The sequence below is a fragment of the Promicromonospora sp. NPDC059942 genome, from assembly GCF_042731755.1.
Taxonomy (GTDB): Bacteria; Actinomycetota; Actinomycetes; order Actinomycetales; family Cellulomonadaceae; genus Promicromonospora.
In genome coordinates this window covers 125,672-146,978 of the sequence record NZ_JBHWLR010000002.1, presented here as the reverse complement: position 1 = coordinate 146,978, position 21,307 = coordinate 125,672, and the positions used below count along the sequence as shown (strand labels likewise).

The window sequence follows — 21,307 nt, the reverse complement described above, 5'->3', positions numbered from 1 at the left end:
CGAGGAGGACAGCCATGAGACCCGAGGTCGTCGTCGACATCGCGCCGCACGTCGCGCGGACCGCCGCGGAGCCGGCCCACCCGCGCTCGCCCCTGCCGGAGACGCGGCGGCTGCTCGTGGTGTGCGCGCACCCGTTCGACGTCACGGTGACGCTCGGCGGCGTCATCGCCGCCTTCGCCGACACCGGCACCGCCGTGCAGGTGATCTGCCTGACCCACGACCAGTGCGCCGCCGCTGGCGAAGGGCGCCGGCCCGTCCGGGCGGCCGAGCTGCTGCGGGCCGCCGGCCTGCTGGGCGCCCGGGAGGCGACGCTGCTGGAGCACCGCGCGGCGCACCTCCAGTGGAACCCGCCGGAGGTGCTCGCCGCCGAGCTGCGGTCGGTCTCCGGCCCCGTCGACGGGGTGCTGACGATCGACGCGAGCGCCCCGGGCAGCCACCCGGACCTGGTGCGCGCCATGCGGGCGGCCCGCCGCGTTGCGGCCCGGCTGCGCTGCCCGCTCTACGCCTGGGTGCCCCGCACCTGGGGCCCGGACGATCCGCCCGCGAACGTGCTCCCCGTGGACTGTGACCGCGCCAAGCAGCGTGCCGCGATCGCCTGCCACGAGGCTCCCGGGCCGGGCGATCCGTGCGCGGCGCCGGCAGGGGCCGACGAGCCGCGCGACTACCTCACCGTGCTCTAGGACCGGGGTGTGCCGGCCCGGCTCACCCGCCAGGTCTCCCCCGGCGCCAGCACGCGCTCCTCGCCGTCCACGGCCACGGTGACGGGCGGCTGCCGCGAGCGCGCCAGGCCGATGCGGACGGCGTCGTCGGCGCACCGCACCTCGATCCCCCAGTGGTCGCGGTAGCGCAGCCGGAACCGCAGCTCGGCCAGCCCGGGCGGCAGCCGGGGCGCGAGCCGGAGCACGCCGTCGGTGAGGTCCAGGCCGGTGTAGCAGCGCTGGACCAGGTCGACGGCGCCGGCCATCGCGCCCAGGTGCACGCCCTCCGCGGTGGTCCCGCCCTGGACGTCGGCGAGGTCGCTGTCGAGGGCCTCGCGGAAGAAGCGCCAGGAGGCCTGCGGGTCGCGGCTGGCCAGCACCCAGGCGTGGACCACCGCGCTGAGCGTCGACCCGTGGCTGGTCCGCGCCAGGTAGTGGTCCACGGTGCGGTCCAGGGCCGCGCGGTCGAACGGGTAGCCGAGCGCCGCGAGCGCGTCGACCAGCCCGCGCTCGCCCAGGAGGAAGACCAGCATCAGCACGTCCGCCTGCTTGGACGCCTGGTACCGGTCGACCGAGTCGCCCTCGGCCTCCAGGATCCGGTCGAGCCGGCGGATCGCCGGGTAGCGGGCCCGGTAGGCGGCCCAGTCCAGCTCCGCGAGCCGGTCGTACCCCTCGAACTGGCTGATCACGCCGTCGCCGTGGAAGAGCACCCGCATGCGCCGGCCGACCCGCTCGAAGAGGTCGGTCTCGTCGTCCCCCAGCGCGAGCCTCTCGCGCAGGGCGGCGCGCTCGGGCTCGGGCAGCAGCGCCAGGGCGTCCAGGGTGTACCGCAGCAGCCGCGTGACCATGACGTTCGTGTACGCGTTGTTGTCGATCCCGGGGTGCTCGGCGCCCGGGTAGGCGTCGTGGTACTCGTCGGGCCCCATGACACCGCGCAGGTCGTACCGGTCGGTGGCGGCGTCGTAGGTGACCAGGCTGCACCAGAAGCGGGCGATCTCCACGAGCATCTCGGCGCCGTACCCCTGCAGGAACGCGACGTCGCCGGTGGCCTGGTAGTACTGCCACACGTTGTGCGCCACCGCGATCCCCACGTGCCGCTGCAGGTGCGAGTGGTCCTCGACCCACCGGCCGGACGCCGGGTTGAGGTGTACCCGCTGCGTCTCGTCGCGGCCGTCGCTGCCGCTCTGCCACGGGTACATCGCGCCGCGGTAGCCGGCGTCCGCGGCCGCCTGCCGCGCCCGCGGGAGCCGGCGCCACCGGTACATCAGCAGCGACCGGGCGACCCTCGGGAAGCTCAGCAGCAGGAACGGGAACACGAACAGCTCGTCCCAGAAGACGTGGCCGCGGTAGGCCTCGCCGTGCAGCCCGCGGGCCGGCATGCCGACGTCGAGGTGGGCCGTGTGCTCGGACAGGGTCTGCAACAGGTGGAAGACGTACAGGTCCAGGGCCTGCTGGGGCTCGCCGGGGACGACGATCGCGCTCGTCCGCCACAGCCGGTCCCAAGCGGCGACGTGGTCGGCGAGGAGGTCCGCGAAGGACGGGAGACAGGCGGCGTGCTCGCGCGCAGCGGCCAGCGACTCGGAGATCGCCCGGTCCTGCGACGTGTACAGCGCGACGCGCTTCTCGACACTCAGCGGCACGCCCCGCACCAGCTCCGGCCGGACCCGGACTGCCGACCGGCCCGGCGTGCGCTCGGCGTCGGCGGGCACCGGCCCCGCCCCGCCGTCGCCCTCGCCCCCGACGACCAGCCGCGCCGCCTGGGCGATCCGGATCTGCGACGACGCGGTGCGCACCTGGAGCCAGACGACGCCGTCACGCTCGTCGTACCCCTCGGCGACGGGGACGAGGTGCCGGCCGTCGAGGTCCCGGTAGCGGGCCACGCCGGCATTGACGACGCGGCCGTCGAGCCCCGCCCACACGTCGAGCGGCCCGGACCAGTTCTCCGCGAGGAAGGTCGTCTCCAGCGCGGCCACGTGCGGGTCGTGCATCGACACGATCCTGCGTTGGGTGACGGCGAGGATCCGGCCTTCCGGGTCGCGGAACCGGGTGGACCGGGTCAGCACCCCGCGCCGGGTGTCCAGGTCCTGCCGGTGGTCCAGCACCTGTCCCCCGGCGAGCGTGAGCCAGTCCTGCCCGGGGGTGCGGAAGCGGAGCGGCAGCCAGTTCGGCGTGTTGACCAGGTCCTCGTTCTCCACCTCCCGGCCCGCCACCACCGACGTCAGGCGGTCGTAGCAGCCCGCGACGTAGGTGCCCGGGTAGTGCACGCCGTCCGCCGCCGACTCCGGGGCGGCGCCGCGCGTGGCGACGTACCCGTTGCCCAGGGTGCACAGCGCCTCGCGCAGCCCCTCGGCGGCGGGGTCGAAGCCCTCATACGACAGGATCCCGGGTTCCACTGCGTCTCCCGACCACGGCGACGTCGGCCAGGTCGCGCACCACGACGTGCGCGCCCCGCTCCAGCATCGCCCCGCGGAGCCGCGCCTGCCGGTCGACGCCGACGACCGTGGCGAACCCGCCGCGCCGGCCCGCCTCCACCCCGACCAGCGCGTCCTCGACCAGGGCGCAGCGGCCGGGCGGCACGCCGAGGCGCCGGGCGGCCTCCAGGAACAGCGCCGGGTCGGGTTTGCCGGGCAGCCCGAGCCGGGCGGCGTCGAGGCCGTCCACCCGCACGTCGACGTCGCCGGCCACGCCGGCCGCCTCCAGGACCGGCCCGCAGCTGCGGCTCGCCGACGCCGCCGCGATGCCGGCGCCACGCCGCCGCAGCTCGCGCAGGAGGGTCACGGTGGAGGCGAACACCCGGACCCCGTGCTTGCGCACCTCGTCCAGGAAGTACCGCGTCTTCCGGTCGAGCAGGGCCTCCAGCGTGCCGTCGCCCTGCTCGTCGCCGGCTCCGCCCGCGTCGAGCGTGATCCCGCGGGAGTCGAGGAACGCCCGGGCGCCGTCCGCCCGCGCCCTGCCGTCCACGTAGCGCAGGTAGTCGTCCACGGCGTCGAACGGCGGCAGGACGACGCCGGTCCGCCGGCCCCGCTCCCGGAGCAGCTCGTCGAACGCGCGCTTCCAGGCGGCGGCGTGGGTGCGGGAGGTGTCCGTGATGACGCCGTCCGTGTCGAGCACCACGGCGTCGACGACCCCGAGGTCCAGCACCTCGGGCGGCGAGCTCCCCATGTACTCCACGGTGCCGCGCCCCGCGCCCGTCCACGAGGGACCAAGGCCAGGTGAAGACGGGACCACCTTCCCTTCCAGCCGGGCCGGGGCGGTGGTGCGCTGGGCTCAGAGCGAGAGGAGACCGGCCATGGACGTCGTCGACACCCGGCTGGAGAGAATTCTGAGCGCGGCCGGAGACGCCCCGAGCGTCCTGAACACGCAGCCGTGGCAGGTGGAGGTCGCGGACGGCACGGTCCGGATCCGTGCCGACCGGTCGAGGCAGCTGCGGCACGCCGACCCGCACGGCCGGGAGATGCTGATCAGCTGCGGGGCCTTCCTGTTCAACGCCCGGGCGGCCGCCCGCCGCGAGTCGCTGAACACGGTCGCCACGCTCCTGCCCGACCCGGACGACGAGCTGCTCGTCGCCGAGCTCACGCTGGAGCCGGGCGACGACCCCAGCGAGGACGAGCTCGAGCTGTCCGTCGCGATCGGGCACCGCGTGACGGCGCGCGTCCCCTTCGACGACCAGCCGGTGCGCTCCGACGTGCTGGTCGCCGTCCAGCGCGCCGCCGACCGCGAGGGGGCCGGGCTGCGCACCATCCAGCCCACGGACCCCGACCGGCCGAAGGTGCTGGAGCTCGTGCGGCGGGCCGAGGCCATCGCGGCCGAGGACCTGGCCGGCCGCGACGAGGAGGCCGCGTGGACCACCGCCGGGCCGGGACGCGACGACGGCATCCCGACGCCGTACCTCGGCCGCGCGCCGAGCAACGCCGACGCACCGGCCCGCCGGTTCCACGAGAGCGCTGGCCGGGAGCCGTTCGAGCGCGACTCGACGCTCGCCGTCCTGAGCACGCCCGGCGACTCGCCCCGCGACTGGGTCATGGCCGGCCAGGCGCTGGAGCACGCGCTGCTGGTCGCCGCCACCTACTTCGTCCACGCGTCGTTCGCCACCACCGTGCTGGAGAACCCGACGACCCGCCACGACCTGCGCCGCGCCCTCGGCCTGGGCGGATACCCGCAGATGCTGCTGCGGCTCGGCAACATCCCGTGGCCGGAGCACGCGCCGCGCCGCCCGCTGGGCACGACGGCGTCGTAGGGCCGCGGCGTCATTCCCAGCCCGGCGTCGTAACTGCCCGCCGTCACTCCCTGCCCGGCGTGCCGTCGAGCCGCGCCTGCGCGGCGGCCAGCCGCGCGACCGGCACGCGGTAGGGCGAGCAGGACACGTAGTCGACGCCGAGCTCGTCGAGCAGGGCGATCGACGCCGGGTCGCCGCCGTGCTCGCCGCACACCCCCGTCTCCAGCCCGGGCCGGGTCCGCAGCCCGCGCTCGACGCCGATCCGGACGAGCTCGCCCACGCCGTCGGCGTCCAGGGAGGCGAACGGGTTGGTCCGCACGACGCCCGCCTCCAGGTAGGCGGCGAGGAAGGAGCCCTCGGCGTCGTCGCGCGAGATGCCCACCGTCGTCTGCGTCAGGTCGTTGGTGCCGAACGAGAAGAAGTCGGCGTGCTCGGCGATCTCGCCCGCGGTCAGGGCGGCGCGGGGCAGCTCGATCATCGTGCCGACCCGGTAGTCCAGGTCCGCCGCCCCGGCGGCGGCGAGCTCCTCGTCCGCGGTGGCGACGACGATCTCGCGCATCCGCCGTAGCTCCTCGGCGTACCCGACGAGCGGCACCATGATCTCCACGCGCGGGTCCAGGCCCCGCCCCCGCACCGCGAGCGCCGCGCGGACGATCGCGCGGGTCTGCATGACGCCGATCTCGGGGTACAGCAGCGACAGGCGCACGCCGCGGGTGCCGAGCATGGGGTTGGCCTCGGACAGGCGTCGCACGTGGGCCAGGAGGGTGCGGGCCCGCTCCAGCTCCCCGGGCGCGCCGTCCGCCTCGCCGTCCGTCTCCAGACGCTGCACCAGGAGGGACTGCTCGACCAGGTCGGGCAGGAACTCGTGCAGCGGCGGGTCGATGAGCCGGACGGCGACGGGCAGGCCGGTCATGGCCCTGAAGATCTCCTCGAAGTCGGCCTGCTGCACGGGCAGCAGCTCGTCGAGGGCGGCCTGCCGCTCGGCGGCGTCGTCGGCCATGATCATGCGGCGCACCACGGGGAGCCGGTCGGCGGCCAGGAACATGTGCTCGGTGCGGCACAGGCCGACGCCCTCGGCGCCCAGCTCGCGGGCGCGGGCGGCGTCCTCGCCGGTGTCGGCGTTGGCGCGCACGCCGAGACGGCGCACGTCGTCGGCCCAGCCGAGCACGGTGGAGAAGTCGTCGGTGACCTGCGGGGGCACGAGCGGGAGCGCGCCCGGGTAGACGTACCCGGTGGTGCCGTCCACGGTGACGGTGTCCGCCTCGGTGAGCACGGTGTCGCCGACGGTGACGGTGCGCGCCGCGGCGTCGATGCGCAGCTCGCCCGCGCCGGCCACGCAGGGTTTGCCCATGCCGCGCGCGACCACCGCGGCGTGCGACGTCATGCCGCCGTGGGCGGTGAGGACGCCCTGGGCCGCGGCGACGCCGTGGATGTCGTCGGGCGTCGTCTCCCACCGCACGAGCACGACGTCCTCGCCGGCCCCGCCGCGCTCGGCCGCGGTGTCGGCGTCGAACACGAGGGCGCCCACCGCGGCGCCCGGGGACGCGTTGAGGCCGTGCGTGAGCGGGGCCGGGGCCTGGTCGGGGTCGAGCGTCGGGTGCAGGAGCTGGTCGAGCTGGGCGGGGTCGATCCGCCGTAGCGCGGTCCGGCGGTCGATCGCGCCCTCGGCGACCAGGTCGCGCGCCACCTTCAGGGCCGCCGCCGCGGTGCGCTTGCCGGTCCGCACCTGGAGCAGGTACAGCGTGCCGTCGTCGATCGTGAACTCGATGTCCTGCATGTCCTGGTAGTGCTGCTCCAGGCGGTCCATCGTCTCCAGGAGCTGCGTGTACACCCCGGGCAGCACCGACTCCAGCTCCGGGAGACGCAGCGGGGTGCGGATGCCCGCGACGACGTCCTCCCCCTGGGCGTCCAGGAGGAACTCCCCGTACCGCTCCCGGGCGCCCGTGGCCGGGTTGCGCGTGAAGCACACGCCGGTCGCGGAGGTGTCGCCCTTGTTGCCGAACACCATCTGCATCACGTTCACGGCGGTGCCGAGGTCGTCCGGGATGTCGTTCAGCTCGCGGTACACGCGCGCCCGCGGGCTGTTCCAGGACCCGAACACGGCGTCCACCGCCCGGCGGAGCTGCTCGTGCGGCTCGGTCGGCAGGTCGTGGCCCGTGTTCCGGCGGACGACGCCGCGGAACGTCGCGACCAGCTCCCGCAGGTCGTCCGCCGTCAGCTCGGCGTCCCGCCGCACCCCCCGGCGGTCCTTCAGGGCAGTCAGCTCGTCCTCGAAGGCCTGCCCCGGCACGCCCTCGACCACCGTGCCGTACATCTGCACGAACCGGCGGTAGGTGTCCCAGGCGAAGCGCGGGTCGTCCGACTCGGCGGCCAGGCCGCGGGCCGCCTGGTCCGACATGCCCAGGTTGAGGACCGTGTCCATCATCCCCGGCATCGAGACCACCGCCCCCGACCGCACGGAGACCAGCAGCGGCCGCTCGGCCGCCCCGAGGATGCGTCCCGTGCGGCGCTCCAGGGCCGCCAGGTGCGTCCGGATCTCGTCCCACAGTCCCCCGGGCCACGCGCCGTCGTCCTCCATCGCGGCGACGCACGCCGCCGTGGTGACGGTGAAACCGTCCGGGACGGGCAGGCCGATGCGCCGCATCTCCGCGACGCCGGCGCCCTTGCCGCCGAGCAGCGCGCGCATCCCGGCGTCCCCCTCGGACAGGTCGTAGACGTACCGCGCGCCCGGCGCCCGCGCCGACGCGTTCTCGGTGGCGGCTCCGGCGCGGCTGTTGGTGTGGGTGGTCATGACGGCTCCGTGGGCAGGCGCTCGGTGCACCCGCGCTCCGTGTGCGGGCGCGTCTACCCGGTCAGCGTCCCTCGTGCGCCGTCCGCCGCACCAGGGACGAACGGCCTGGAATCTCCGCCGGACGGGACAGAAAGGAAAAATTCACCCGCCGGTCGGTGCGTCGTCGGGTCCGCGTCGGCCGGGTGGGCGAGGATTCACCCCGACCAGTTCCCCCACCGAGCGGGAGATCAGCGTGTCCGAGCAGACCAGCACCAAGACCGGCACCAAGACCAGCACAGTGTCCAGCCTGATCAGAATGCTCGTCGTCCTGTCCGCCATGGTCAGCCTCGTCGCCGGCGGCGTCACCGTCGCCCCGGCCGCGAGCGCGACCGTCTACGGCTCCTGCACGCACAGCGGCTGCACGGAGGCGTACTCCTCGAAGTCGATCTGGAGCTCCAAGGGCTACCCGAGCACCCGAGGCTGGGTCAGCTGGCCGAACGGCCAGTGCAACTATGCGGGCGGCACGCACGAGAACCGCGAGGGTCAGCTCCCGGCCGGCCACTCCTACCTCGAGTTCGACGTGACGCCGCGTGCCTGCGGAGCCGCGCGCCAGTCCTACCGGCTCATCCTGGACCGCACCACCGGGGTGACCTACTTCTCGCCCAACCACTACGGCGACTTCTACCGGATGTGACCGGTCCGTGCGCGGTGCCCGTCCCCCTCGGGGCCGGACGCCGCGCACGGGCCCGGCCCCGAGCGGGACGGATAGCCTCGAACCATGACTCGTGACCTCCCCGTGCTCGTCGTCGACGGAACGCGGTTCGGCGACCTCGACGGCTTCGCCCGCGAGTTCTCCCGGCTGCTGAGCGGCTACACCTGGCACGGAAACCTCGACGCCCTCGACGACGTGCTCCGCGGCGGGTTCGGGACCCCGGCGGACGGCTGGATCCTGCGGTGGACCAGCTCGGAGACGTCCCGCGTGGCGCTCGGCCACCCGGAGACGGCCCGCCGGCTGGAACGGATCCTGCCCGGCGTCGACCCGTCGAACCGCGCGGCCTTCACCGCGCGGCTCGACGCCGCGCGCCGCGGCGAGGGTCCAACGCTGTTCGACGAGATCGTCGCCATCGTCCGCGACCACGGACCCGGCGGCCGGGAGTCGGCGGACGGGATCCTGCTGGAGCTGGTCTGAGGCGGGTCAGCGCCTGAGGCGGGTCGGCGCCTGAGGCGGGTCAGCGCCGGAAGTCCAGGGTGCCCAGGAAGGCGTGCAGGTCCTTCCAGCCCTGCTCGGTGCCGTCGAAATCGACCACGAGGAAGAGGTTCTCGCCGCGGTCGCTCTGGTGGAGGTAGATCTGCGCGCTGTAGGCCTCCGGCTCACCGTCCAGCGTGTGCAACGACGGCTGGACCTCGGCGTAGTCCGCACCGGGGACGGTGATCAGCTGGGACCAGGGCGCGGGGTCGGTCTGCGTCCACCAGTTCCCGCCGGGCTTGCCGCCCTGCACGTACACCCGCTCGTACTCCGGGTGCTCCTTGGTCGCCGCCTCCAGCTCCTCCGCGGTGAGGTCGGGCGCCCCCGGCAGCTGCGCGTAGAGGTCCTTCAGCTCCTCGGGATCCACGCCCCCGTTCACGTGCGTCACCGTCGGGCCCGTCCACTCGACGCCGGGCGTGAACTGCCCGTCGGTCGCCTCGGAGGTCCAAGACTGCGGCACGGCGAACGACAGGCCGTTGAGCTCCACCTGCTTCCAGCCCGCCGGGACCACGTGGTCGAGCGGTTCGAGCACGGGGTACTCGATGCCACCGACCGGCCGGCCGCTCGGGTCCGGATCGGCCTGTGCGCCGTCCGACGGACCGGTCGACGCGGTCGCGTCCGCCGCCGCGTGGTCGCTGCCCGGCAGCAGGTCACCGCGGTGGGCACCGGCCGCGCCGAGCACCCCGAGACCCGCGCCGGCGAGCGCGAGCGCCGCGACGCAGGCTCCCGCCGTCCTGGCCACCCGGCGGCGCCGCACGTTCCGCACGGCGGTCGCCACCAGCAGCGCCGGGTCGAGGTCCCCCGGCGTCTCGATCATCGACCCCGCCGTGCGGATGCCGGCCGCGAGCGCCGCGTCCTTCGTGGGGTGGGTGTCGTACATGGTCATCATCGTTCTCCCCCGTTGGGCACCAGCACGGTGCGCAGGCGTCGTAGGCCGTGTGCGGCGGTGGACTTGACGGTGCCCTCGGAGATGCGGAGCTCGGCGGCCGTCTCCGCGACCGAGCGGTCGAGCATGAACCGGAGCACCACCACGCGCCGCTGCTTCACGGTGAGCTGCATGAGCGCGCGGACCAGGCGGTCGCGGTCGACCACCTCCCCCTCGAACACCAGCACGCCAGGACTGCGCACGCTGGCGGCGGGGTCGTCGGTGAGCACCTCGCGGCGGGTGCGGCGCCAGGTGTCGATGCGGGCCGTCGCCAGGACGCGGCGCGCGTAGGCGAACGGGTCGCCGTCGCCCACCTTCTTCCAGGCGTTGAACGTGCGCTCGAGGGCGATCTGCACCAGGTCCTTCGCGCGGTGCTCGTCACCGCACAGCATGTAGGCGATGCGGTACAGCGCCGGGGTCTTTGCGTGGGCGAAGACCGTGAACTGCGCGACCGGGTCGGCGCCGCTCCGGACGACCGGCACCTCCGTGGTGACCGTCTCGGGGACCACACCCACGGCGGTCCCGCTCATCCGCTCCACCGTCCCCGAAGTGAGCGGTCAGGAGGCGGTGTCGGGGATGGTTCGCGGCGTCGTGGACCCCGCTTGGTTGGCGTCATGCACCATAGACGCAGCCCGGGGCGGGTGGGGTTCTGTGCAGTTTCCGGGCCGTATCACCCAGGGATGATTGAAGGCCCGCACCACGGCACATACCATCGCGTCGAGATCCACGTCACCCGTTCTTGCAGGTCAACGGACCTTGGAGTGCCATGCTGCCCATCTCGCGCACACCGCTGCTCCCGTCGTGTGGCACCGAGTGAGGTTCCGACCCGCTCGTGGATCGAGCGCCGACCGTGGCCAAGACACCCCTCACAGCTCCACATACGACGCCTTCATCAGCTACAGCCACAAGGACATCGGAGTGGCACGCGAACTGCACCGTCAGCTCGAGTCGTTCGCCTGGGTGCAGCGGGAGCGGTCGCTGCGGATCTACCGCGACGAGGCGAACCTCGCGGCGGGCGGCGCTCTCGACGCGACGATCCAGGCGGCGCTGGAGAACTCTGAATGGTTGATCCTGATCGCGTCGCCGGACGCGGCCACGTCCGAGTACGTGGCGCTCGAGCTGCGGTGGTGGTGGGCCAAGCATCAGTCCTGGGACCGGCTGCTGATCGGTGTGGCACGGGGCCAGGTGGCGTGGACGCCGGAGGCGGCCGACCTCGTTGCCGAACGGGGTCAGGAGCTCGCTCTCCCGGGGTTCCTCCTCGAGACCACCTCGACCGAGCCGAAGTACGAGAACCTGCACCTGCTCACGCAGACCGAACGGCCTCGCAGGACGCACGGACCCGAGCTCTCCCGCCTCCTCGCCAGCTTCGCCGGCCCCATCCGCGGCGTCGAGAAGGATCTGTTGGTCAACTACCGGATGGAATGGCTGCAGGCGGAGAACCGTCGTGGGGCCCGGATCCGCGCAGCTCTCGTCGCGGCGGTCGTCGTGGTCACGGTGGCGGCCGGAGTCGCCTTCGACCAGTGGCAGAGGTCCGAAGCACGCAACACCGTCGCGAACGCGAGGTCGTTCGCGAACGCGGCACTCGAGCTGTCCGCCACAGACGACGACCTGGCGAAGCTCCTGGCGGTCGAGGCGTACCGCCTCGACCCCGCGACGAGGAGTGCCCTGTACCAGGCCACCAGCGCCAACCCGCTCCGTCGGGCCGAGGTGACGATCCCCTCCGAGGTCACGACGAACGACGTGGGGCGGACACTGCTCACCGCAGCACCACACTCAGTCGTCGGTGTCGCCGGTGACCGTGTCTTCCGGTGGTCGGTTCCGAAGGAACACCTCACCGATCTCGGCCCGATCGGGCAAGGCCCGGCCGCTGACGACGGAAATGCACCGACGGACATCGCGACAAGCAAGGACGGGACCGTTGTCGCTGTCTCGACGAAGGACAGAACCGTCCTCTGGGTGGACGGACACCGCACGTCCACACGATTCCCTGGGGCTCAGGCGGTCGGCTTGTCCCCCGACGGCTCCTCGCTGACGACCGCGACCCGTCTCGCATATTTCTGGGAAGACGATCCAGCCTGGCGTATCCAGTCCTTCAGCACGGACGGAGGCGAATCGCTGGTCCGGAAGAAACTGCCCTGGACCTCGAGCGTCGACAAGATCGCGATGGACGACGACGTCATCACTCTCGCCGGGATGGAAGGGAACTGGCACCGTCTCAGGCGGAATGACCTGAGTGTCCTCGCCTCGAGCGAACAGGGACTCGCCCCGATGAACGGCGCCGAGCTCGCGCTGTCACCGAACGCAAGGTATTACGGCCACGCGTGGTTCGACCTGTCCGTGTACCCCAACTTCACGGGTGCCCGCACCGAGCCTGGCGACGGGTTCCACTACACCGAACCCGTGCGGATGACGATCGAGAACGATCTCAACCCTGGCGCCCTGCCTGGCGCCCATGTCAACAACCCGATACGTTCCAGCGCCGACAGGACGACCGTCTTCGCGATCAGCGACTCCGGGACGCGCTACCTGGTCGCGGGGGGCGACGAGACGTGGGTGACCTCGCTGGACGAGCCCTACGACGAACCGAATGCATGGAAGCTCACCGGGGCAGGCCAGCCCGATGCGGCGATCTTTCTCTCCGATCACGAGGTCGTCACCGCAGATCAGTCGGAGCTGACCTTCTGGGACATATCGCCACCGAAGCCTGCGCTCCGCGAGGACCTCGATCTGGTCGCCCCAGACGGGGGCACGGCCGGATTCAGCGCGATGCTCGCGGTCTCGCCGGACGAGAGGTCGATGGCGGTCGCCGGCGCGGGGCAGCTCATGGTTCGGCGCGCCGATGGGGCTCAACAACAGGGCCAGACAGAGCTGCGGCCGATCTGGCTCCCGAACCGAGAGCTTCTCCTTGTCTCGGTCGACCAGGGCTGGATCCTCAACCCGGACGACACCGTCGAGAAAGTGTGGAGCAGACCCTCTCCGCCGCAGAAGCTGAACGGGGACGACACGCTGGGAGCATGGATCGACGGCAGCTCCGTCATCGTCGTCGGAGCTGACCGCGAGATCGCCATCCGCGACTGGGCCACGGGAAGGCTCGTACGTGAGATCGAACCGGAGATCCCGGCCACACCCGAGTCCGAGTTCCCAGGTCTCCCCACCGGGCCCAGCCTTGCGTCCTTGAGCCCCGACGGACAGTCCATGGCGCTCGTGGCCGACGACGCGAGCGGTGCCTACGTGGTCGACATGAGGTCCGGCGGCACAGGCCCCCGACTTCCCGTCGAGGGGCCCTCCGGCGTCCTTCATCTCGGTGAGGAGATCGCCGTCGTGCACGGCGACGGGATCGATGTCGTCGACGGACGCGCGCTCAAGGTGGCATCGTCGATCACCATGCACGGGGACTACGGCATGGCGGTCGCCACGATTCCAGGCACAGACGCCATCGCCCGGGTGAAGTTCACCGGAACGGTCGAGCTGTTCGACATGTCGACGGGCGCGTCGCTCGGGGAGTACCCCTTGGAGCGCCGGAACGCATCGATCGCGAACGTGCAGTGGGAGACTGCCTCCCTGCTCACCACACAGGACTCGATCTACTCCGTCGCCGCCAACACCGCTGTCTCACGCTGGTCGCTGAAACCAGAGGATGTGGTCAGGGCGGCGTGTCGGGCGGCCGGCCGCCAACCCTCGCCCGCGGAGTGGAGCTCCGTGGCCAGCATCGAGGCTCCGGACGATCTGTCCTGCGACCGGCCGAGGTGAGCGACCGCAAAAAGTGCAGCCGCGCTCCGGAAATCAGCTGAACTGCTGCAGCCCGATCGTCGCGAGGAGGTCGAGCTGCCCGGCGGCCTCGGTGCCCGGTGCGGCGGTGTACACGATGAGCCGCAGGTCGCTGTCCCGGACCGTGAGGAAGTCGGCGTCGAGGGTGATCGGGCCGATCTCCGGGTGGAGGAACGTCCGGTGGCCCGGGGCGGGCTGCGGGGGCAGACGCCGCTCCCACAGGTCGGCGAAGTCGTCGCTGGCCTCCTTCAGGTCCGCGACGAGCTCGCGCAGCTCGGTGTCCTCCGGGTACCGGACCCACGCCTCCCGCAGGTCCGCGACCACCTCCAGCCGCAGGAGGCGTTCCTCCTCCTCGGTCCGCACGTAGCGGGTGGACCGGTGCGTGAAGATGATCCACGCGAGGTTCTGCTCCCGCAGCGGCAGGGCCGACGTGTCCCCGGTCAGGGCGTAGGCCAGGGCGTTGGACGTGACGCAGTGCCACGACGCGTCGACGACGGTCACCGGCGTGTCGGTGAGCCGGTCCAGGATGCGCTGCACGCTGGGCGTGATGTGCCGCTTGACCTGCCCGGACAGCGGCTCCGCCTGGTCCCCGAGCCGGAACAGGTGCACGCGCTCCTGGTCGGACAGCCGCAGCACACGGGCCAGCGACAGCAGCACGGACGCCGAGGGGTGACCGGCACGGCCCTGCTCCAGGCGGGCGAGGTACTCGACCGACAGCCCCGCGAGCTGGGCGACCTCCTGCCTCCGGAGGCCGGGCACGCGCCGTCGTCCCCCGGCGACGAGGCCCGCCTCACCGGGCGAGACCCGGTCACGCCACGCCCGCAGGCTGCTGGCGAGCTCGCTGGAGTTCACGACCATGCGTCCAGTCGTACCACGCGGGCGTGCGGCCGAGGGTAGCCCTGCCAGTACGAGGCTCGACAGGTTCATTTTGCTCCGGACGGCGCGGGGCGAGACTCGGAGCACCCGGCCGGTGAGACCCACCGACGGACGAACCAACAGATCGGAAGAGCAATGAAGAACACTCGCCTCGTGCCCGCCCCCTCCGTGGCGGTCCTCCTGTGAGCGCGGGCATGACGCCGGAGGAGCTGCGCGACTTCTACCGGCGGTACGTGGACCTGGCGAACAAGCGCGACTTCGACCGCATGGACGAGTTCGCGCACGACGAGGTCATCATGAACGGCACCCCGGTCGCCCGCGACGACATGGTCGCCGAGTTCCGCCGGCACACCGACGCCGTCCCGGACCTGACCTGGGAGATCAAGGAGCTCCTGGTCGACGGCGGCCACGTCGCCGCCCGGCTCGTCGACACCGGGACGCCCGAGCGGGAGTGGAACGGCCTGGCGCCCACCGGCGCGACCGTCACGTTGTCCGAGACCGCGTTCTACGAGGTCGAGGACGGCCGGTTCAAGCACATGTGGTACCTGATGGACACCGACGCGCTCCGCACCCAGCTCGCCCCGTAGGCGACGGGGGGAAGGACGGCGGATGGCCCGGCCGACGGCCGGGCCATCCCCGTTCCCGGCCCCCGGATGTCCGACTTTTCCACTTCACCCCCTCTGTGACACAACGTTTCAGGCGCCTCGGACGTGTGAGATGACATGAGGAACAAAGCAGTGCACCCAGTCATCCTCGGTGGCGACGCCGGTGCCTACAGCCTCGCGCGCGCCTTCCACGAGGGCTACGGGGTCCGGTCGACCGTCGTGTCCATCCGCCCGACGCCGAACGTCGCGCACTCCGGCATCATCCGTAACGTCGTCGAACCGCGCCTCGACGAGCCCGACGTCCTGGTCGAGCTGATCCGCCGGATCGCCGCCGCCGGACCGGGCCCGGTCATCGTGCTCACCTGCGTGGACTGGTACGTGCGGGCGCTCGCGGAGCACCGCGAACGCCTGGAGGACGTCGCGGTCGTGCCCTACCCGTCGGTCGAGCTGCTCGACCGGGTGATGGACAAGCAGCGGTTCTCCGAGCTGTGCCAGGAGATCGGGGTGCCGCACCCCCGCACCGAGGTGCGCGACGGCGGCGAGCCGGTCGGCGACCTCGACCTGCGCTACCCGCTGATCGCCAAGCCCGGCGACAACACGGCGTGGCACCAGGTGTCGTTCCACGGCAAGGCGAAGGTGCACCTGGTGCAGGACCGCGAGGAGCTGGCCGCGCTGCTGACGGCGGCCGGGGACGCGGGCTACCGGCGGCCGATGATCATCCAGGAGTACGTGCCCGGCGACGACTCGCAGATGCGGATCATGACCACCTACTCGGACCGCACGGGCGCGGTGCGCATGGCGTGGGGCGGCCGGGTGTTGCTGGAGGAGCACACGCCCGGGACGTTGGGCAACCCCGCCGCGATCCTCACCGGGCCGCTCCCCCAGGTCGAGGCGGACGCCCGCCGGCTGGTGGAGCACCTGGGTTGGACGGGGTTCGCGAACTTCGACGTCAAGGTGGACCCGCGGACCGGCGTCGGGCACTTCTTCGAGCTGAACCCGCGCACGGGGCGGTCCAACTACTACCTGACGGCGAGCGGCCTGAACCCCGCCGCCTACTGGATGGGCGACCACCTGACCGGGTTCTGGCCGCCGGCCGCCGAACCGCTGGAGGTGCTGTACCGGATCGTCCCGGGCTTCCTCCTGGACCGGTACCTGGCGGACAAGTCGGTGCGCGCCGAGGTGCGCCGCGCCCGCGCGGTGCACCCGCTCAAGTACGGCCGGGACCGGTCGCCGCGGCGCGACGCCTGGGTGCGGCTCGCGGAGCTGAACCAGGTGCGCAAGTTCTCGCAGTACCACCCCGCGCCGGAGGCGGGCGAGGCGAACGGGCGGCCCGATGAGCCCGTCCCGTCCGGGGAGCGCGACGTTGCCTGACGACGGCGCGCCGTCGCCCGGCGACGACAGACCGGGTTCCGGCCCCGCGGGGACGCTGGTCGGCGTGCTCGGCGGGGTCGGGCCGCTCGCGACGGTCCTGTTCATGGAGCGCGTCGTCCGGCTGACCGACGCGGCGCGCGACCAGGACCACGTCGACATGGCGGTGCTGCAGCACGCGACCGTCCCGGACCGGACGGCGTTCGTGCTGGGGCGCTCCGCCGACGACCCCGGGCCGGTGCTCGCCGCCGACGCGCGGCGGCTCGCCGGGCTCGGGGCCGACCTCCTCGTCCTGCCGTGCAACACGGCGCACGCCTTCGCCGGCGCGGTCGCCGCGGCGACGCCGGCCCTGCTGCTGACCGCCGTGGATGCGGCGGTGTCCGCGGTGTGCGACACCTGGACCGCTCGCTTCAGCGGGCCGCGGCCCGAGGTGGTCGGCCTGCTGGCGACCGAGGGGACGATCGCGTCGGGCGTCTACCTGGACGCCTTCAGCGCCCACGGCGTCAAGACCCTCGTGCCGGACGTCGCCGGACAGGCGGCCGTGACCGCCCTGATCTACGACGGCATCAAGGCGGGCCGCGGCGGCGACCTGACGGCGCTGGCGGGCGTGGTCGCCGACCTGCGATCGCGCGGCGCCGGCGCGGTCGTGCTCGGGTGCACCGAGCTGTCGGTCGCGGCGGAGGCGACCCCGCCGGACCGCCTGCCCGGCGTCGTGCTCGTGGACGCCCTCGACGAGCTGGCCCGCGCGACGGTGCTCCGGGCGGGACGGCGGCTGCGCCCCGCGGGCTGACGACGGGCCGCCGTGCCGTCGCCCCGTGCCGTCGCCGCCACGCCGTTCCCGTGCGAGCCTGAAGGCGGTCCAGCGCCCGGCACCGCACGCCCGTGCGCGGCCACTCCCGGGGAGGAACGATGTGCGCGCAGCCGTCCCCCGAGCGCCGGCGTCGCCGGTGGCGTGGCCCGGCCCTGGCGACCGGCGCGGCCCTCGGGGCCCTGGCGCTGGGCCTGGCCGGAGGCGTGCTCGGCGCCCGGCTCGCGGCGGACCCGGACGCGTCCGAGCCGGTGGGTAGCTGCGACGTGGCCGAGGTGGCCCCGCGCGTCCTGCCGACGATCGTCACGATCAGCGCGACGGGCGCGGAGTCCGGCACGGGCAGCGGCGCGATCCTCACCGCGGACGGCGCCGTGGTCACCAACGACCACGTCATCACGCCGGCCGTCCCCGACGGCCGGATCGAGGTGATCCTGGCCGACGGCGAGCGCCTGCCCGCCGAGCTGGTCGGACGCGACCCCCAGACCGACCTCGCCGTGCTGGACGTCGAGCCCGGGCGTGCGCTGCCCGCCATCGAGCTCGCCGGCTCCGACGACGTCGCCATCGGGGAGCCCGTCGTCGCGCTCGGTGCGCCGCTGGGGCTGTCCAGCACGGTGACGGCGGGCATCGTCAGCGCGACCGGCCGCTCGGTGACGGTGCCCACCGGCGAGGGCGGCACCACCGTCCTGACCGGGGCGATCCAGACGGACGCCTCGATCAACCCCGGCAACTCCGGCGGCGCGCTGGTCGACTGCGACGGACGCCTGGTCGGGGTGAACACCGCGATCTCTACGGTGCCCGACAGCGCGGGGCAGCCGGTGGGCGGCAGCGTCGGGATCGGGTTCGCGGTTCCCGTGGGCACGGTCCGGGCGATCACCGACGAGCTGATCGAGCACGGCCGGGTCGCGCACCCGTCCTTCGGGATGACCGTCTCCGAGCTCCCGGCGTCCGCCGCCGCGCGGTTCGGCGTGCCGCCGGGGCTCGTCGTCACCGCGGTGACCGACGGCGGGGCCGCGCAGGCCGCCGGCCTCCGGGTGGGCGACCTGATCACCAGCCTGGACGGCCAGGCCGGTCCGACCGACGCGACGCTGGCGCGGGTCGTCGTGCACGCCGCCGACGGCGACGAGGTGGAGGTGGAGGTCTTGCGGGACGGGCGGTCCCGCCAGGTGACGGTGACCCTGAGCTGAGTCACGTCGGCCCGGCGGGACCGGCCGCCTCAGACGAAGATGTCGGCGGCCAGGACCGCGACCAGCGCCACGACGGAGAGGATCGACTGGCCCAGCGTGTACGTCTTGAGGGTGCCGCGGGTGGACAGCCCGAAGAGGCTGCGCAGCATCCAGAACGCGTTGTCGCTGAACTGACCGCCGAAGATCCCGCCCGCGCCGGCGGCGAGGACCACGAGCACGGGGCTCAGGCCGAGCCCGTCGACCAGCGGGGCGATGATGCTGATCGCCGTGATTCCTGCGACGGTCTGACCTCCGATGGCCATCCGCATGACGGCGGCGATGAACCACACGGCCAGCAGCGGGAGCGCCGAGTTCGCCTCGAAGAGGTTGGCCAGCACGTCCTGCATGCCGGTGCCCGCGATGATCTGGCCGAGCGAGCCCGACACGGCGGTGACAACAAGGATGGTGCCGACGGTCTCGAGCGCCTTGTTCACCACGTCGGCCTGACCCGCCAGCCCCGACCTGAGCGCCGTGATGACCAGGGCGGTCAGGGCGCCGGCGAGCAGCGCGATCACGGGGCTCCCGATGAACTGCACCACGGCGTTGTCCACCCCGACGAGCGGCGCGACGATCGCGGCGACGATGAGCACGAGCACCACGAGCACCGGCGCCAGCGCGACCGGCATGGACGGCAGGCGGGTCTCGTCCGGCTCGGCCTCGACCAGGACCTGCTCGTCCACGGCCTCCTCGTCCCGGGCCGGGTTCCACCACCGCAGGCGCTCCATCGCCCCGACGTAGAGGAAGATCGACAGCGCCACGGAGGGGACGGCGACGAGGAAGCCGGGGACGAGCAGGTCGCTCGGCGAGAGGGAGAGCGTGCCGAGGTAGGCGAGCATCGCGGCACCCGGGATCACCAGGGCGTTGCCGGCGGCAAGACCCATGGACACCGGCCCGGCCAGGGAGGCGACCGGACGTCCCGTGATCCGGGCGACCCGGCGGGCGATCGGCGCGACGAGCACGAGCAGCACGTCGAAATAGATCGCCGGGGTCACCGTCGAGAGCGTCAGGCCGAACGCGTAGGGCGACCCCCTGGTCCCGAAGACCTTGAGGATGCCGCCCACGATCCGCTGGACCGCGCCGTAGCTCGACATGAGCAGGCCCATGATCACGCCGAGCGAGATGAGCAGGCCGACCTCGGCCATGAGGGACCCGAAGCCCTCGTTGATCCCCGCGACCACGTCGTCGAGGGGGATGCCCGTGGTGATCCCCAGGACGATCGTCCCGAGGAGCAGCGCGAGCGCCGGGTTGAGCTTGAGCCGGACGATCAGCAGCGCGATCGCCACGAAGACCAGAACGAAGTCGATGATCAGCCATGATGCCGACACCATCGCCACCTGCTTCCGTGGTGGGGGCCGCGCACGGGCGGCCCCGGTAGGTAGGACTCCGAGGGTCGGGTGACGATGGATGCTGTCCTGCGATCCGCCATTGGACCCTGGTTGACTCCTCAGATGACTTGCACCGTAGCGGGCGTCCGGACGAACGGTCAACTCGCCGGTTTCTATATGAGACAGCGGTTCACGACGACTCCTGCCGGGATCAAGTCCTCTGATGACCTGTTATCGTCGGTCGAGAGCCGGCAGGACGATGCTGCCGGTTTCCGAGCAGAGGAGCGAGATGAAGATCGATCGGGTCGAGACGTTCGTGCTGAAGGTGCCGCTGGGAGCCGAGCGCTTCTACTCCTCCCAGGCGGAGTTCCCCGAGCGCAACAGCCTGCTGGTCCGGCTCACCACCGACGACGGCGTGGTCGGCTGGGGCGAGGGCGGGCAGTACGGCCCCGCGGAGCCTGTTCAGGCGGCCGTCGACGCCGTCCTGGGCCCGCGGCTGCTGGAGCTGGGTACGACGGACCCCGCCGTGGTGTGGGAGCAGCTGTACTCCTCCACGCGCGACTTCGGCCAGAAGGGCACCTACGTCGAGGCCATCAGCGCAATCGACATCGCCCTGTGGGACCTCGCCGGCAAGTACCTCGGGGCGCCCGTCTCGACCCTGCTGGGCGGCCGGTTCCGCGAGCGCGTGCGCGCCTACGGCACGGGCGGCTACTACCGGCACACCGACCTGGACCCGGCCCGGGACCTCCCCGCGCTGCAGGACGAGGTGTCGCGGTACGCCGAGTCGGGGTTCTCGATGCTCAAGATGAAGGTGGGCCTGCTGCCCGTGCGCGAGGACGCGCGCCGCGTCGCCGCCGTGCGCGAGGCCCTCGGCGAGGACTTCAGCCTGCTGGCCGACGCCAACCACGCGTACACGTCGAGCACCGCGGTGGCCATGGGCCGGGTGCTGGAGGACGCCGGGTTCGAGTTCTTCGAGGAGCCCGTGCCGCCGGAGGACCGGGCCGGCTACGCCCGGGTGCGGGCCGCGATCGACGTCCCGGTCGCGGGCGGCGAGGCCGAGTACACGCGCTACGGGTTCCGTGACTTCATCGCCGACGGCTGCGTCGACATCGTCCAGCCCGACATCTGCGTGGCCGGCGGCATCTCCGAGGTGCAGCGCATCGCCACCCTCGCCTCGGCGTACAACCTGCGCACGGTGCCGCACGTCTGGGGCAGCGGCGTGGCGCTGAGCGCCGGGCTGCACGTGTGCGCCGCACTCCCCCTCGCGCCGTACGGCTTGCGCGCCGTCCCGCTGCAGAACGAGCCGGTGATCGAGTTCGACCGCACACCCAATCCGCTGCGCGACGACCTGCTCGTCGAGCCCTTCACCCTGACCGACGGCCACGTGGCCGTCCCCACCGGCCCGGGGCTGGGCATCGAGGTCGACATGGACGTCGTCGAGCGGTACCGGACGGCCTGACGCCCCGAGGCCCGCCCGCC

17 protein-coding genes are annotated in these 21,307 nt (G+C 72.9%); 10 read left to right on the top strand and 7 right to left on the bottom strand.

All coding sequences use genetic code 11. The features are described 5' to 3' along the window. Window positions 1-14: 14 nt before the first annotated feature. The gene (locus ACFV9Q_RS03235; protein WP_377233121.1) at window positions 15-680 is read left to right on the top strand and encodes a PIG-L deacetylase family protein; all 666 of its coding nucleotides are present in this window, start codon (window positions 15-17) and stop codon (window positions 678-680) included. Here ACFV9Q_RS03235 and ACFV9Q_RS03230 read toward each other — a convergent pair. Continuing rightward, the gene (locus ACFV9Q_RS03230; RefSeq protein WP_377233120.1) at window positions 677-3,091 is read right to left on the bottom strand and encodes a glycoside hydrolase family 65 protein; all 2,415 of its coding nucleotides are present in this window, start codon (window positions 3,089-3,091) and stop codon (window positions 677-679) included. The two genes, ACFV9Q_RS03235 and ACFV9Q_RS03230, sit on opposite strands and share 4 nt — an antisense overlap. Continuing rightward, the gene (locus tag ACFV9Q_RS03225) at window positions 3,066-3,860 is read right to left on the bottom strand and encodes an HAD family hydrolase (RefSeq protein WP_377233119.1); all 795 of its coding nucleotides are present in this window, start codon (window positions 3,858-3,860) and stop codon (window positions 3,066-3,068) included. Before ACFV9Q_RS03225 ends, ACFV9Q_RS03230 begins: the two co-directional genes overlap by 26 nt. Before the next feature lie 127 nt (window positions 3,861-3,987). Between ACFV9Q_RS03225 and ACFV9Q_RS03220 the strand changes: the two genes are divergently transcribed. After that, window positions 3,988-4,935: an Acg family FMN-binding oxidoreductase gene (locus ACFV9Q_RS03220; protein WP_377233118.1), complete on the top strand. Its 948-nt coding sequence runs from the start codon at window positions 3,988-3,990 to the stop codon at window positions 4,933-4,935. 43 nt (window positions 4,936-4,978) lie between these two features. On the opposite strand, the gene ppdK is transcribed toward ACFV9Q_RS03220, so the two are convergent. Continuing rightward, complete coding sequence (gene ppdK, locus ACFV9Q_RS03215) at window positions 4,979-7,705, bottom strand: pyruvate, phosphate dikinase (protein WP_377233117.1); 2,727 nt, start codon at window positions 7,703-7,705, stop codon at window positions 4,979-4,981. Between the two features lie 232 nt (window positions 7,706-7,937). On the opposite strand from ppdK, the gene ACFV9Q_RS03210 reads away from it, so the two are divergent. Both ACFV9Q_RS03210 and ACFV9Q_RS03205 read left to right on the top strand, forming a co-directional pair. After that, entirely contained in the window at window positions 7,938-8,378 is a 441-nt protein-coding gene (locus ACFV9Q_RS03210; protein ID WP_377233116.1) for a ribonuclease domain-containing protein, read from the top strand. An 84-nt stretch (window positions 8,379-8,462) separates the two neighbouring features. Beyond that, window positions 8,463-8,873, top strand: coding sequence for a barstar family protein (locus ACFV9Q_RS03205; RefSeq protein ID WP_377233115.1), 411 nt, complete (start codon window positions 8,463-8,465; stop codon window positions 8,871-8,873). A gap of 40 nt (window positions 8,874-8,913) precedes the next feature. Here ACFV9Q_RS03205 and ACFV9Q_RS03200 read toward each other — a convergent pair whose 3' ends face one another. Both ACFV9Q_RS03200 and ACFV9Q_RS03195 read right to left on the bottom strand, forming a co-directional pair. Next, window positions 8,914-9,816 carry a hypothetical protein gene (locus ACFV9Q_RS03200; RefSeq protein ID WP_377233114.1) on the bottom strand — a complete coding sequence of 301 codons (903 nt, stop codon included), beginning with the start codon at window positions 9,814-9,816 and terminating at the stop codon, window positions 8,914-8,916. Then, the gene (locus tag ACFV9Q_RS03195; RefSeq protein WP_377231537.1) at window positions 9,816-10,385 is read right to left on the bottom strand and encodes a SigE family RNA polymerase sigma factor; all 570 of its coding nucleotides are present in this window, start codon (window positions 10,383-10,385) and stop codon (window positions 9,816-9,818) included. Before ACFV9Q_RS03195 ends, ACFV9Q_RS03200 begins: the two co-directional genes overlap by 1 nt. A gap of 271 nt (window positions 10,386-10,656) precedes the next feature. On the opposite strand from ACFV9Q_RS03195, the gene ACFV9Q_RS03190 reads away from it, so the two are divergent. Continuing rightward, a complete protein-coding gene (locus ACFV9Q_RS03190; protein ID WP_377233113.1) occupies window positions 10,657-13,605 on the top strand; it encodes a TIR domain-containing protein in 2,949 nt (982 codons plus the stop codon). A 33-nt stretch (window positions 13,606-13,638) separates the two neighbouring features. Here ACFV9Q_RS03190 and ACFV9Q_RS03185 read toward each other — a convergent pair whose 3' ends face one another. Next, entirely contained in the window at window positions 13,639-14,481 is an 843-nt protein-coding gene (locus ACFV9Q_RS03185) for a helix-turn-helix transcriptional regulator (RefSeq protein ID WP_377233112.1), read from the bottom strand. Between the two features lie 212 nt (window positions 14,482-14,693). Between ACFV9Q_RS03185 and ACFV9Q_RS03180 the strand changes: the two genes are divergently transcribed. The 4 genes from ACFV9Q_RS03180 to ACFV9Q_RS03165 all read left to right on the top strand — a co-directional run bounded on the left by ACFV9Q_RS03180 (window position 14,694) and on the right by ACFV9Q_RS03165 (window position 18,464). Further along, window positions 14,694-15,086: an ester cyclase gene (locus tag ACFV9Q_RS03180; protein WP_377233111.1), complete on the top strand. Its 393-nt coding sequence runs from the start codon at window positions 14,694-14,696 to the stop codon at window positions 15,084-15,086. A 150-nt stretch (window positions 15,087-15,236) separates the two neighbouring features. Beyond that, a complete protein-coding gene (locus ACFV9Q_RS03175; protein WP_377233110.1) occupies window positions 15,237-16,475 on the top strand; it encodes a carboxylate--amine ligase in 1,239 nt (412 codons plus the stop codon). Further along, a complete protein-coding gene (locus ACFV9Q_RS03170) occupies window positions 16,468-17,262 on the top strand; it encodes an aspartate/glutamate racemase family protein (protein ID WP_377233109.1) in 795 nt (264 codons plus the stop codon). Before ACFV9Q_RS03175 ends, ACFV9Q_RS03170 begins: the two co-directional genes overlap by 8 nt. Window positions 17,263-17,381: 119 nt before the next feature. Then, window positions 17,382-18,464: a S1C family serine protease gene (locus ACFV9Q_RS03165; RefSeq protein WP_377233108.1), complete on the top strand. Its 1,083-nt coding sequence runs from the start codon at window positions 17,382-17,384 to the stop codon at window positions 18,462-18,464. Window positions 18,465-18,493: 29 nt separating this feature from the next. Here ACFV9Q_RS03165 and ACFV9Q_RS03160 read toward each other — a convergent pair whose 3' ends face one another. Further along, window positions 18,494-19,831, bottom strand: a complete 1,338-nt coding sequence (locus ACFV9Q_RS03160; protein ID WP_377233107.1) for a GntP family permease — start codon at window positions 19,829-19,831, stop codon at window positions 18,494-18,496. 286 nt (window positions 19,832-20,117) lie between these two features. On the opposite strand from ACFV9Q_RS03160, the gene ACFV9Q_RS03155 reads away from it, so the two are divergent. After that, entirely contained in the window at window positions 20,118-21,287 is a 1,170-nt protein-coding gene (locus ACFV9Q_RS03155) for a mandelate racemase/muconate lactonizing enzyme family protein (protein ID WP_377233106.1), read from the top strand. Window positions 21,288-21,307 lie beyond the last annotated feature (20 nt).